The organism is Geodermatophilus sp. SYSU D00525 (assembly GCF_054050475.1).
Genome location: NZ_JBJGZK010000001.1, coordinates 130291 through 142739 on the forward strand (window position 1 = coordinate 130291; position 12449 = coordinate 142739).

The following is a 12449-nucleotide window of genomic DNA, read 5'->3' on the forward strand; positions in this document are numbered from 1 at the left end:
GAGCCGCGCCGGCCGTGTCAGTACCGGCCGAGCAGCGGGCGCAGCCGCGCGGTGTCGGCGTCGGTCCACCCCGGTGGCTGCGCCACCGCGGCCCAGGCGTCGGCGTAGTCGGCCGTGTACCGGTGGCCGTGCCCGTCCGGGGCTCCGGTGGAGAACGCCATGTCGGCGGTGACCTGCCAGAAGGTGACGAAGGGCAGCCACGTCATGGCCTCCGACACGTCCGGCGCCCGCGGCCCCTCGAGCCAGCTCGGCCGGGTCAGCAGCAGCTCCGGGGACCACCAGACGATGGGGTCCGAGGCGTTCTGCAGGTAGACGACCCGGGAGTCCCCCCACGGGGCGGGCGGCGCGGCGAGGTCGGCGGCCTCGTCGGCGAACCGCGCGGTCCGCCCGCCGTCGAGCACCGGGAGCCACTCCGGCGACCCCTCGTCCCGGTCGGCGACCAGGTCCCGCCACAGCGCGTTGAAGTTCGGCGGCCCGGCCCAGACCACGCCGCTGGCCCGGTTCTGGATGTCGGCCAGGCCGCTGAACGCGGCCTCCCCGCCGAAGCTGCCGAGGCTCTCGCCGAGCACCAGCAGGTCCGGCCGCTCGCCCACCGGCAGCCGGGACCACACGCCGTACACCGCGTCGAACAGCGCCCGCCCGGCGTCCCGCGCCTTGGCCTGGTCGACGAGGAAGGAGATCCAGCTGGGCAGGTAGGAGTACTGCATGGACACCATCGCGGTGTCCCCGTTGAACTCGTGCTCCAGCGCGGCGCCGGCCGCGGGGTCGACCCAGCCGGTCCCGGTCGTGGTGACCACGGCGAGCACCGCCCGGTCGAAGCCGCCGGCCCGCACGAGGTCCCGGACGGCGAGGTCCGCGCGCTCCTCGACGTCCTCGGCCGACTCCAGCCCGGCGTAGACCCGCACCGGCGGGAGCGCCGGCCGCCCCGAGAAGGCGGCGAGGTCCCCCGGCGTCGGGCCGGTCCCCACGAAGATGCGCCCCTGCCGGCCGAGCTCCTCCCACCGCAGCAGCGAGCCCGGACCGCCGGACCGCTCGGCGCCGGTGGGGCGGACGGCGCCCTCCCCCGTCTCGTCGTCCTGCACGCTGAACGCGGAGTTCGCTGCCTCGATCAGCCCCTGGAACAGCACGCCGTTGACCAGGACCACCAGGAGCGTCCCGACCGCCACGACGCCGAGCGGCCGGGCGAGGCGCCGCGGGAGGACGCGGCCCAGCAGCCGGACGAGCCCGCGGCCCAGCCACCGGACGCCCCGGCCCAGGGCGACCAGGACCACGAACAGCAGCACCGCCACGACGACGATGCCGGCGGAGGAGTACCCGCGCGGCGGGTCGAGCCCCATGAGCAGGTGGACCTCGCGCTGCCAGCGCGCGCCGAGCCACAGCGAGACCACGACCAGCGCCGTGCCGGCCACGGCGAGCACCTGCCAGGCGCGACGCCGGAAGCGCGCGGACATCCGGCGGTCGGTCGCCTCGGCGACGAACCAGGCCAGCGCGGTCCCCAGCCCGTACCCGATCGCCGCGGTGATGCCCGCGACCAGGCCCTGGATCAGCCAGCCGCGCGGCAGCAGCGACGGCGTCAGGGACAGGCAGCCGAGCAGCACCGCCCCGGCCAGCCCGCTCCACCGGTACCGCGGCAACCACCGCCGCCACCGGCGGACGGGCCGGCGCGGGGGCCCCGCCTCCGTCGCCGCGCGCGGCGCGGGGACGGGAGGGGCCGCCGAGGCGTCCCGGACAGCCGGTTCGGTCGTCATGTCGGGCTCCGCGCGCACGTGGGGGCGTCGACGCTAGGGGTGTCCCGGGCGGCCGGGATCGCACCGGGCGGACGATGTGCGGCCGGGCGGGCGGCCCCCACGCTGCGGCGCATGCGAGCCGGACTCGAGGCGCACCTGGGCTCCCGGCAGGTCGGACGGGTCGTCTACGGCTCGATCATCGGCCTGGCGCTGGTGGTCGCGGTCGAGCAGCACCCGCCGGCCCCCGGGGTCGTGGCCGTGTGGCTGCTGGGGACGGCCGTGGCCGTGGGGCTGGCCGAGGTCTACAGCGGCATCGTGGGCACGGAGACCAGCGCGCGCCGGCGGGTCACGCGTCCCGAGGTCGTGCACATGGCCGAGGACGCCGGGGCGGTCGGGTTCGGCGTGGTGTTCCCCGCCGTCTTCTTCCTGCTCGCCGCGCTCGGCGTGCTCACGACCGGCACCGCGTTCACCGTCGCCAAGTGGTCGGGGGTGGGCCTGATCGGGTTCTACGGCTACTGGGCCGCCCGCTTCGCCGGCTCGCCACCCGGCTCCGCGGCGTTCCGGGGTGCGCTCGTGGCCCTCGTCGGCGCCGGGCTGATCGTGCTCAAGTCGCTCGTGCACTGACCTGCCCCCGCACCGACCTGCCCCTGCACCGGACCGCCCGGGCGGCACGCGACGGGGCCCGGCCGCACGCGGCTGCGGCCGGGCCCCGTCCCGGAGAGCACTCAGCCCGTCGTCGCGGGGGCGGGGTGCTCGGTGTCGGCGAAGACCTCGCGCAGCTTGGCCTCCTGCTCGTTGCTGAGGTTGCTCTCGACCAGGGTCATGTCCTGGCCCGCGAACGCCTCGCGGACCCGGTCCACGACGGCGTCCGAGGAGAGGACGAACAGCGCCGAGGTCCCCGGCCGGATCTCCTCGCGCATCCGGCGGATGAAGGCGTCGTCGATGCCGACGTCGGTCATGCTGCCGGTGAGCGCACCCATCGCCGCGCCGACCGCCATGCCGAGCAGCGGGACGAGGAAGATCAGGCCGAACAGCATCCCCCAGAACGCGCCCCCCAGGGCACCGGCCCCGGCGAGGTTGTTCAGCTGACGGGTCCGCGGCTTCCGCGCGCCCGCCGGGTAGCTGACGATCGCGGCGTCGTGGATCCTGATCAGCTCCCGGCGCTGCAGGTCCGCGAGCGTGGCCTGGGCGCGGTCCGCGCCGTCGGCGGTGGGGAACGTCCAGACGGTCATGGTGGCCATGTACTTCCTCCCTCGGGGATGGGTGGACCGGACCGGCGGCCCGGGGTCAGGAGTCGAGGATCCGGCTCTTCTGGAGCTGGAACTCGGCCTCGTCGAGGACGCCGGAGTCCCTCAGCCGGCCCAGCTCGCGCAGCTGGGCCAGCTTGGTGTCGGTGTCGGTGCGCGGCGGGGGCACCGGCGCGGCCGGCGGCGGCGCGGCGGCGTACGCCGGCGGCGGGGCGGCGTACGCCTGCGGCGCGGCCATCGCGTCCTGCTGGGCCCACCGGTGGGCCTGGCGCCGCCGGACGCGGTCGGACACGGCGGTGGCCGTGCCCGCGACGACGGCCGTGCGCGCGACGCCGCGGAGCAGTCCTGGCATGTCGGCTCCTGTCCTCTCGATCCGTCCTTCTCGTCCCGTACCCCCGTGGCCGGGTGCCCGGTCCGGTCAGCTGCTGCCGGCCGGGCGCAGGAAGCCGACGACCACGAGCGCCAGGCCGAGGAACAGCACCTGGATGCCGAACAGCACGCACAGCACCAGGACGGTGGCCTCCGGCCAGGCGAGGGCCAGCACGCCGACGACGACGTCGACGACACCGAGCGCGGCCAGCCAGCCCCGTCCCTCGACCCGGTCCCGCCCGACGGCGGCCAGGGCGATCCGGCCGGCGCCGTGGACCAGCAGCGACAGCGCGGTGACCAGCACCAGCGTCCAGAGCGTCACGCCGGGCCACACCATGGCCAGGACGCCGCCGACGACGAGGACGCCGCCGAGCAGCACCGCCGCACCGCGGGAGCGCCCGGCGTCCCACCCGACGGCGATCTCCAGCAGCCCGCCGACGACGAAGGAGATGCCGATCAGGACCGCGAGACTGCGCGCGGCGGCGACCGGGTTGGCCAGCAGCACGATCCCGAGGACCACGACGGCCAGGCCGAGCAGTCCGACCACCACGCGCGCACCGCTGCGCCGTGGCGGGACGGTCACGGAGGGACGGGACAGGTGGGTGGTCATCGCGGTTTCCTCCCGGCTGCGTTCCGGCGCCGAGGGTCGCCGTCCGGGGGCGGGACGTCCTCATCCCCGCCGGATGAGGCCACCGCGGTGCCCGCCCCGTCACCGTCGCACCATGAGGACAGGCGCAGCCGGACGCCGGACGCCCGGGAGCACGGCCACGACCCGCGACGCACGCCGCGGAGGCGGCGGCGGCACCGTGATCGACGGGAGCGGGGTGCTGACCGGGACGACCGTCACCGTCGAGGACCGGCCCCCGCACGGGGCCGGCCGGCCGGCGCGGCCCACGCCGCAGCAGCGGCGGGCCGCGGGGAAGGCGCTGCGCGCCACCGCCCCGCTCGACGCGCTCGCCCAGTCCCCGCGGGCCACGCGCACCCGCGACCCGCTCACCCTGCTCGAGGAGCAGGCCGACGGCCGGGTGCCCGAGCTGGTGCCGATCCGCTGGGGGCGGATGCTGCAGTCCCCCTTCGCCTACTACCGCGGCGCCGCCCGCGTCATGGCCGCCGACCAGGCCGGCGCGTCCCGCTCGGGCCTCACCGTGCAGATGTGCGGGGACGCGCACGCGGCCAACTTCGGGCTGTTCGGCTCCCCCGAGCGGCGGCTGCTGTTCGACACCAACGACTTCGACGAGACCCTCCCCGGCCCCTTCGAGCACGACGTCCGGCGGCTGGTCGCCAGCCTGGAGCTCGCCGGCCGGGAGAACGGCCTGTCGCACAAGCAGCGGCGGGCCGTCACCGTCGCCGCGGCCGCGCGCTACCGGACGGCGATGGCGGAGTTCGCGGGGCAGCGGGACATCGAGGTCTGGTACGCCGGCCTCGACGCCGAGGCGCTGCAGCGCGACCTGCCCCCCCTGCTCGGACCGGGCGCCCGCAAGCGGCTGACCCGTGCGCTGGAGCGGGCGCGGACCCGCGACAGCCTCCAGGCATTCGGCAAGCTCACCGAGGTGGTCGGCGGCCGGCTGCGGATCAAGGCCGAGCCGCCGCTGCTGATGCCGCTGCGCGACCTGGTGCCCGGGGCGGAGGGCCCGGACCCGGCCGGCGCGTTCCACGGCCTGATCCGTCAGTACCGCGCCTCGCTCCAGGTCGACCGCCGCACCTTGCTGGAGCGGTACGCGTTCGTCGACATGGCCCGCAAGGTCGTCGGGGTGGGCAGCGTGGGCACCCGCTGCTGGGTGGTCCTGCTCGTCGGGCGCGACGACGACGACCCGCTGCTGCTGCAGGTCAAGGAGGCCGGCCCCTCGGTGCACGCGGAGTTCGTCGGGCCCAGCCGCTACACCCACCAGGGCGAGCGGGTGGTGGCCGGCCAGCGCCTCATGCAGCAGGCGAGCGACGTCTTCCTCGGCTGGGAGCAGACCGCCGGCGTCGACGGCGTGGAGCGGGACTTCTACCTCCGGCAGCTGCGGGACTGGAAGGGGTCGATCGAGCTCGCCGACCTGCGCCCCGAGGGGCTGCAGGTCCTCGGCACGGTGTGCGCCTGGTGCCTGGCCCGGGCGCACGCCCGCACCGGCGACCGCATCGCGATCGCCGGCTACCTGGGTTCCTCTCCGGCGTTCGAGCACGCCCTCGCCGACTACGCGGAGGCGTGCGCCGACGTCACCGAGGGCGACCACCGCCAGCTGGCCGAGGCGGCCGCGGCCGGCCGGGTGCAGGTGCAGCGCGACGTCTGAGCCGGCTCACCCGACTCGGGTGATCCGCGGCGCGGGCGGGCACCGGGACGCTGCGGGCGTGGGGGGCCCCGGGAGCGCCGACCGGCCGTCCGGTACCGCCGCCGCGCCGGCGGAGGTGCCGCACGGCCTGCCCGGGCGCGGGCCGCTCCTGCGGGGCGCCGCGCGGACGCTGCTCACGACGGCAGGGCTGCTGGTCGTCTACGCCCTGCTCCCCCTCGACCGCGCGTTCACCGTGGGCACGGTCCTCGCGCTCGCCGCCGGCGTCCTCGCCGTCGGGCTGCTGGTCGTCGTGCAGGTGCGGGCGATCCTGCGGTCCCGGCACCCGGGGCTGCAGGCGGTCGAGGGGATCGCGCTGTCGCTGCCGCTGTTCCTGCTGCTGTTCGCGACCGCCTTCGTGCAGCTGTCCGGCAGCGACCCGGACGCGTTCAGCGAGCCGCTGGACCGCGTCGACGGCGTCTACTTCGTGGTGACCGTGTTCGCCACGGTGGGTTTCGGTGACATCAGCGCGGTCAGCCCCGTGGCGCGGGTCCTCACCACGCTGCTGATGGTCGGCGACCTCGTGCTCATCGGGCTGGTGCTCAAGCTGTTCCTCGGCGCGGTGGACCGCCGCCGGGCGGCCCAGTCCGGTGCGCAGGCACCCGACGGGGACGCCTGACCCGGCCCGCTCAGGAGGCGAGCAGCCGGCCCTTCACCCGGAGGAACTCCTCCTCGGACAGGACGCCGGCGTCCCGGGCGGCGCCGAGGCGCAGGAGCAGGTCGAGCCGGTCCTCGAGGGTGGAGATCGCCTCCGCGGGCAGGGCCGGGACCAGTCGCTCCGTCTCGGGGACCGGCGCGGGCGCGGGCAGCGACCCGGTCCCGGCCGTCCCCGCCGCCGCGCCGGCCGCCGCCGCTGCCGTCCCGGCGGGCGCACCGACCAGCACGCCGCCCGCCTCGGGCCCCGGGCGCGGGGCCGGCACGCCGGTCGCGACCCCGTCCGCGGCGGGGACGCCCGGCACGGGCGGCGCCGGCGGGACCGCGGCCGGCGCGCGGCCGCTCAGCCACTCCAGGGCACCGATCCAGAGCGCGACCAGGGCGGCGACCCAGATCAGCACCGACAGGGTCGGCGACGGCCAGAGAAGCAGCACCACGGCACCGAGCGTGATGCCGGCCCACCGTGCCGGGCCGAGGTGGTCACGCACCGCCGCGCCCCACCGGGCGGTCCGGCCCGGCAGGTCCAGGCCGTCGGCGAACCCGCGCGCCCAGGCGGCGGTCCGCCGCGTCCAGGGCTCCCGGGCGGCGACCGCGGTCGCGGGCGCGGCGCCGTCGGCCAGGCCCTCGGCGCCGGCCACCCGGGCTTCGTGCGCCCGCTCCCGCCGGCGCTGCAGCTCGTCCCGGGCCGACGCCGCTCCCCGCCGCACGCCGGCCACCAGGCCGAGCCGGCCCCACAGCACGGTCAGCACACCGAGGACGACGGCTCCGGCGAGCAGCCACAGCGTCCAGGACCGCAGGTCGCCGGCGAACACGTCGTACACGGCGCCGACGGCGTCCCGGTTGTCGGGTCGGGCCGCCTGGACCACCAGGCCGCGGCCGATCCGCAGGGCGAGCAGGACGAGCAGGGTGAGGACCGCCGTGGTCACCGCCCACGCCCGCAGCGTGCCGCGCCGGTGCCGGGAGACGGCGAGCGCGCCCGCGAGCAGGCCGAGCGACAGCAGGCCCAGCCACCACCAGACCGATCGGAGCAGGTCGACGCCGTTGTAGACCTCGGGGTTGTCGGCCGGGGTCAGCAGGGTGACGCCGACGTCGTCGGGCACGAGGTCGAGGACCTGGCCGGCGAGGCCGTCCTGCACCGAGGCGGGGATGCGTTCCTTCGCCTGGCCGAGCGTGAACTGCACGGGCTCGCCGGCGACCAGCTGGTCGTGCGCGGAGGTGAGCGCCGACTGCGTCAGCGGGCGGAACGGGTCCGAGGCGAGCAGCCGGCTCACGCCGGCCGACACGAGCGAGCTGACGCCGCCCTCCACCGTCGACCGGTACTGCTGCAGCCGGTCGGGGAGCGCCGCGACGACGTCGTCGATGGCGGTCTGCACCTCGGGGTTGGTCATCACCGTCGCCGTGACCTGCTCGGTGACGCGGTCCTCCACCGCGGGCAGGTCCACGACCGTCTCCACGTTGGACACGAACGCCTGCGTGTCCACCACGTTCTGGCGGACCCACAGCGACGTGCTCGCCAGGACGAGGGCGAGGGCGCTGACGAGCAGCAGCAGCCCGGTGGCGAAGCGGCGCACGGGACCCACCTCCCTGCCGCGGCAGGGGCGGGGTGCCCGCCGGCGGCGCCCCAGCCTGGGGGGCGCCCGGCCGGGGGCTCATCACCCACGGGGGATGAGGCGACCGCCCGTCCCCAGCAGCACGGTCGCCGCCATGACCGACACCCTCCCGCCCGCGACCTCCCGGCCCGAGACGGCCATCGCCGACCACGGGATCATCGGCGACCTGCAGACCGCCGCGCTGGTCACCACCGACGGGTCGATCGACTGGTTCTGCTTCCCGCGGTTCGACTCGCCCAGCGTCTTCGGCGCGATCCTGGACGACGAGCGCGGCGGGCACTTCCGGATCCGCCCTGCCGGCACGGACTGGACGTCCTCGCAGATGTACCTGCCCGACACCGCCGTCCTCGTGACCCGCTTCTTCACGCCGGGCGGCATGGGGCAGGTCCTCGACTTCATGCCGGCCGCCGGCACCGCCGCCACCGACGACCACCGCATCGTGCGCGTGATCCAGTGCGTCCGCGGGCGGATGACCTTCGAGTGCGACGTCGCGCCCCGCTTCGACTACGGGCGGCACGCGCACCGGGTCGAGGTCTCCGCCGGGGGTGCCGTCTTCGCGGCCGACGGCGCGCAGCTCACCCTGCACCTGGTCCGCGAGCCCGACGACGAGCGGCTGGGGCAGGCCCGCATGGACGGCACCGACGTGCACGCCACGCTCGCCCTCGAGGCGGGCCAGCTGCGCGGCGTCGTGCTGCAGACCGGCGAGGGCGTCCGGCCCCGGGAGATCCGCCCCGCGGAGATCCGGGCGCTGCTCGCCGAGACCGTCGCCTTCTGGCGGGGGTGGGTGGAGCGGTCGACCTACACCGGCCGCTGGCGCGAGGACGTCCAGCGGTCGGCGATCACGCTGAAGCTGATGACCTACGCACCCAGCGGCGGCATCGTGGCCGCACCGACCGCGGCGCTGCCGGAGCAGGTCGGCGGGGAGCGCAACTGGGACTACCGCTTCACCTGGGTGCGGGACGCGTCGTTCTCCGTCCACGCGCTGCTGCGGCTGGGGATGCGCGAGGAGGCGGGGCACTTCGGCCGCTGGCTGGGCGACCGGATCCGCGAGCGGGCCGGCAGCGACAGCGGCCCGCTCAACATCATGTACCGGATCGACGGTTCCTCCGAGCTCAAGGAGGACGTGCTCGAGCACTGGCGCGGCTACCGCGGCTCGGCACCGGTGCGCATCGGCAACGGCGCGGCCGAGCAGCTGCAGCTCGACATCTACGGCGAGGCGCTGGACAGCCTGTACAGCGGGATCCGGGCCGGCCTGCCGCTGCCCGCGCAGGGCTGGGCGGCGGTCACCCGGGTGCTGGACTGGCTGGCGGACAACTGGGACCAGCCGGAGGAGGGCATCTGGGAGACCCGCGGCGGGCGCGAGCCGTTCACCTACGGGCGGGTCATGAGCTGGGTGGCCTTCGACCGCGGCATCCGGCTGGCGACCGAGCACGGCCGGCCCGCCTCGCTCGAGCGCTGGACCGCCGAGCGGGACGCCGTCTACCGCCAGGTGCTCGACCGCGGCTTCCACCGCAGCCGCAACGCCTTCGTCCAGCACTACGACACCGACGTCCTGGACTCCGCGCTGCTGCGGATGCCCACCGTCGGGTTCATCGACGGCCGCGACCCGATGTGGGAGTCGACGCTGCGGGCGATGGACCGCGAGCTGGTGACCGACAGCCTGGTGTACCGCTACGACCCCGAGGCCTCCCCCGACGGGCTACGCGGGTCGGAGGGGACGTTCTCGCTGTGCACGTTCGCCTACGTCGACGCGCTCACCCGCGCCGGCCGGCTCGAGGACGCCCGCACCGCCTTCGAGAAGATGCTGACCTACGGCAACCACGTGGGCCTGTACTCCGAGGAGATCGCCCTCACCGGCGAGCAGATCGGCAACTTCCCGCAGGCGTTCACCCACCTGGCCCTCATCGACGCGGCCGTCACCCTCGACGCGGCCCTCGACGGGCGTCCGCCGCACGTCGTCGGCGCCCGCTGAGCCGGCCGGGTCGTCCGCGCAGGGGGAGGTCCGGCGGTGCCCGCCCTCCCGAGGCTGGGCACCGCCGTTCCACCCCCCGGCCACCGACCCACCCCAGGAGGAGCCATGACCCAGACCGCCCCCGACGACACCCTCGACGGCCTCGCCCGCGGAGACGCCCCGGTCATCGAGACCGTCCTCGCCATGAACCTCGACGCGCTCGAGCGCTCCGGCCTGGACCCCGACACGTACCTGCTCGTCCGCCTGGCCGTGCTCGTGGCCGTCGGGGCGCCGCCGGCGTCCTACGCGGTCACCCTCGGCATGGCCCAGGACTCGGGCGTCACAGTCGAGCAGGCGCAGTCCGTGCTCGTCGCCATCGCCCCGCTGGTGGGCACCCCGCGCATCACCGCCGCCGCCGGCAACATCCTGCGCGCCGTCCTGGGCGCGGAGGCCCTGGCCGACGTGATCCCCGAGCAGCGCACCTCCTGACACCGTCCGCCGCGGCGCCGATCCCCGACCGGAGGTGGTCCTCCCGTGACCAGGACCGGCGCCGCAGGCGCGGCGGCCACCGCGACGGCCGGGGCGGTCGTCCTGCCGCTCGCCCTCGCGCAGTTCATCGCCAGCTACGCGGCGTCGAACATGAACGTCGCGATCAGCACGATCGCCGACGACCTGGACACCGACGTCGCGGGGATCCAGACCACCATCACGCTGTTCACGCTGACGATGGCGGCGCTGATGATCCCCGGCAGCAAGCTCACCGACATCTGGGGCCGCAAGCGCTGCTTCGTCCTCGGCCTGGTGGTCTACGGGGCCGGCGCCCTGCTCGCCGCGCTCGCGCCAGGGCTGCTCCTGCTGACCGTCGGCTACTCGCTCCTCGAGGGCATCGGGTCGGCGCTGCTCATCCCGCCGATCTACATCCTCATCACCGTCGTGTTCGACGACGTGAAGACCCGCGCCAAGTGGTTCGGCGTCGTCAGCGGCGCCGCAGGTCTGGGCGCGGCCGCCGGGCCGCTGATCGGCGGCCTGATCACCAGCTACGTGAGCTGGCGGGCGTCGTTCGTGCTGCAGGCCGTGGTCGTGGCCGCGATCGTGCTGCTCGCCCGCCGGATCGACGACCCGCCGCTGCCGGCGCAGCGCCCGCGCTTCGACCTGCTCGGCGCCGTCCTGTCGGCCGCCGGCCTGTTCCTCGTCGTCTTCGGGATCCTGCAGACCGGGACCCAGGGCTGGACCTCGTCCCGGGTGTGGGTCCTGGTCGCCCTGGGCGGCGTGTTCCTGGCGGTCTTCCTCCTCCACGCGCAGAACCGCGAGCGGCACGGCCGCACGCCGCTGGTCTCGCCCTCGCTGTTCCGCAACCGCACGTCGAACCTGGGGCTGACCACCCAGACCGTGCAGTGGCTGGTCATGCAGGGCTCGTTCTTCGTGATCTCGGTGTTCCTGCAGCAGGAGCGGGGCTACTCGGCCGTGCAGACCGGGCTGATGCTCGTGCCGGCCACCATCGGCATCCTGCTGTCCTCCGGCGCGGCGCAGCGGATGGCCAGCCGGCACCCGCAGCGCCTGCTGATCCGGGCCGGCTTCACCCTCACCGTCGCGGGGCTCGCCCTGCTGCTGGCCCTGGCCCGCCAGGACTCCGCGATCTGGACGTTCTGGCCCGGGCTGTTCCTCATGGGCTTCGGCGTCGGGGCGATGCTGACCGCGTCGGTCAACGTGGTGCAGTCGGCGTGGCCGGAGCACGTGCAGGGCGACATCTCCGGGGTCTCCCGCAGCGTCTCCAACCTCGGGTCCTCGCTCGGCGTGGCGATCGCCGGGTCGGTGCTCGTGGGCGCGGCCGCGGCGGGCAACCCCCCGTTCCTCACCGCGATCGTGGTGGTGGGCGGGTTCGCCGTCGTGGGGTGGGTGGCCGCCCTCCTCCTCCCCCACGAGCCGCGCCGGACGGCCGCGCCGTCCGCGTGAGCCGGGGACCCGCCGTGGACGGCCCGCTGCTGCACCCCGTCCGGTGGTTCACCCTGGGCTCGGGGCCGCTCAAGCGCGGCACCGACCGGCTCGAGGTGCTCGGCCGGCTCGCCGTCGTCCTCGCCCTGCTGGCCGCCGCACCGCTGGCGGTGGCCGTCACGACCGCCACGCAGCACTCCCTCGAGGCGCAGGCCGACGCGCAGGCGGCCGAGCGGCACCTGGTGCGCGCCGTGCTGCTCGAGGACGCCCCGGGCACGCTCGACGCCGACGGGTTCGGCGACCGCGTGGCCGGGGCGGTGCCGGCGCGGGCCACCTGGGCGGCGCCGGACGGGCCGCCGCGCGAGGGGTCGCTCAACGTCCGCCCGCAGACCCCGGCCGGGACGGCGGTCTCCGTGTGGGTGGACGACGGCGGCCGGGTCACCCGGGAACCGATGGACCCCGGCAGCATCCCGGCGGCGGCGACCGCGGTGGGGGTCCTGGCCCTCGTGGGCGTGCCGCTGGCGGCGTGGACGCTGCACACCGTCCTGTGCTGCTGCCTGGACGCCCGCCGGGACCGCCAGTGGACGGAGGGCTGGGCCGCCGTCGAGCGGGAGTGGAGCGCCCGGCCCTGAGCGGCCGGGCGCGCCCGG

12 protein-coding genes are annotated in these 12449 nt (G+C 76.0%); 7 read left to right on the top strand and 5 right to left on the bottom strand.

Annotation, left to right across the window (positions count from 1 at the left end):
• Window positions 1-17 precede the first annotated feature (17 nt).
• The gene (locus tag ACI796_RS00590) at window positions 18-1748 is read right to left on the bottom strand and encodes an alpha/beta hydrolase (protein WP_456939306.1); all 1731 of its coding nucleotides are present in this window, start codon (window positions 1746-1748) and stop codon (window positions 18-20) included.
• A 111-nt stretch (window positions 1749-1859) separates the two neighbouring features.
• Between ACI796_RS00590 and ACI796_RS00595 the strand changes: the two genes are divergently transcribed.
• Complete coding sequence (locus tag ACI796_RS00595) at window positions 1860-2351, top strand: hypothetical protein (protein WP_456939307.1); 492 nt, start codon at window positions 1860-1862, stop codon at window positions 2349-2351.
• A gap of 101 nt (window positions 2352-2452) precedes the next feature.
• On the opposite strand, the gene ACI796_RS00600 is transcribed toward ACI796_RS00595, so the two are convergent.
• The 3 genes from ACI796_RS00600 to ACI796_RS00610 all read right to left on the bottom strand — a co-directional run bounded on the left by ACI796_RS00600 (window position 2453) and on the right by ACI796_RS00610 (window position 3953).
• A complete protein-coding gene (locus tag ACI796_RS00600) occupies window positions 2453-2968 on the bottom strand; it encodes a DUF1269 domain-containing protein (RefSeq protein ID WP_456939308.1) in 516 nt (171 codons plus the stop codon).
• A gap of 46 nt (window positions 2969-3014) precedes the next feature.
• A complete protein-coding gene (locus tag ACI796_RS00605; RefSeq protein WP_456939309.1) occupies window positions 3015-3326 on the bottom strand; it encodes an SHOCT domain-containing protein in 312 nt (103 codons plus the stop codon).
• Between the two features lie 66 nt (window positions 3327-3392).
• A complete protein-coding gene (locus ACI796_RS00610) occupies window positions 3393-3953 on the bottom strand; it encodes an HdeD family acid-resistance protein (protein WP_456939310.1) in 561 nt (186 codons plus the stop codon).
• A gap of 196 nt (window positions 3954-4149) precedes the next feature.
• Between ACI796_RS00610 and ACI796_RS00615 the strand changes: the two genes are divergently transcribed.
• Both ACI796_RS00615 and ACI796_RS00620 read left to right on the top strand, forming a co-directional pair.
• Complete coding sequence (locus ACI796_RS00615) at window positions 4150-5616, top strand: DUF2252 domain-containing protein (RefSeq protein ID WP_456939311.1); 1467 nt, start codon at window positions 4150-4152, stop codon at window positions 5614-5616.
• A gap of 58 nt (window positions 5617-5674) precedes the next feature.
• A complete protein-coding gene (locus tag ACI796_RS00620) occupies window positions 5675-6271 on the top strand; it encodes a potassium channel family protein (protein WP_456939312.1) in 597 nt (198 codons plus the stop codon).
• A 10-nt stretch (window positions 6272-6281) separates the two neighbouring features.
• Here ACI796_RS00620 and ACI796_RS00625 read toward each other — a convergent pair whose 3' ends face one another.
• Complete coding sequence (locus tag ACI796_RS00625) at window positions 6282-7877, bottom strand: hypothetical protein (RefSeq protein ID WP_456939313.1); 1596 nt, start codon at window positions 7875-7877, stop codon at window positions 6282-6284.
• Between the two features lie 133 nt (window positions 7878-8010).
• Between ACI796_RS00625 and ACI796_RS00630 the strand changes: the two genes are divergently transcribed.
• The 4 genes from ACI796_RS00630 to ACI796_RS00645 all read left to right on the top strand — a co-directional run bounded on the left by ACI796_RS00630 (window position 8011) and on the right by ACI796_RS00645 (window position 12431).
• Window positions 8011-9888, top strand: coding sequence for a glycoside hydrolase family 15 protein (locus tag ACI796_RS00630; RefSeq protein WP_456939314.1), 1878 nt, complete (start codon window positions 8011-8013; stop codon window positions 9886-9888).
• A gap of 105 nt (window positions 9889-9993) precedes the next feature.
• A complete protein-coding gene (locus ACI796_RS00635) occupies window positions 9994-10356 on the top strand; it encodes a carboxymuconolactone decarboxylase family protein (protein WP_456939315.1) in 363 nt (120 codons plus the stop codon).
• A gap of 45 nt (window positions 10357-10401) precedes the next feature.
• Complete coding sequence (locus tag ACI796_RS00640) at window positions 10402-11820, top strand: MFS transporter (protein WP_456939316.1); 1419 nt, start codon at window positions 10402-10404, stop codon at window positions 11818-11820.
• A 14-nt stretch (window positions 11821-11834) separates the two neighbouring features.
• Window positions 11835-12431, top strand: coding sequence for an Rv1733c family protein (locus tag ACI796_RS00645; RefSeq protein WP_456939317.1), 597 nt, complete (start codon window positions 11835-11837; stop codon window positions 12429-12431).
• Window positions 12432-12449: the final 18 nt, after the last annotated feature.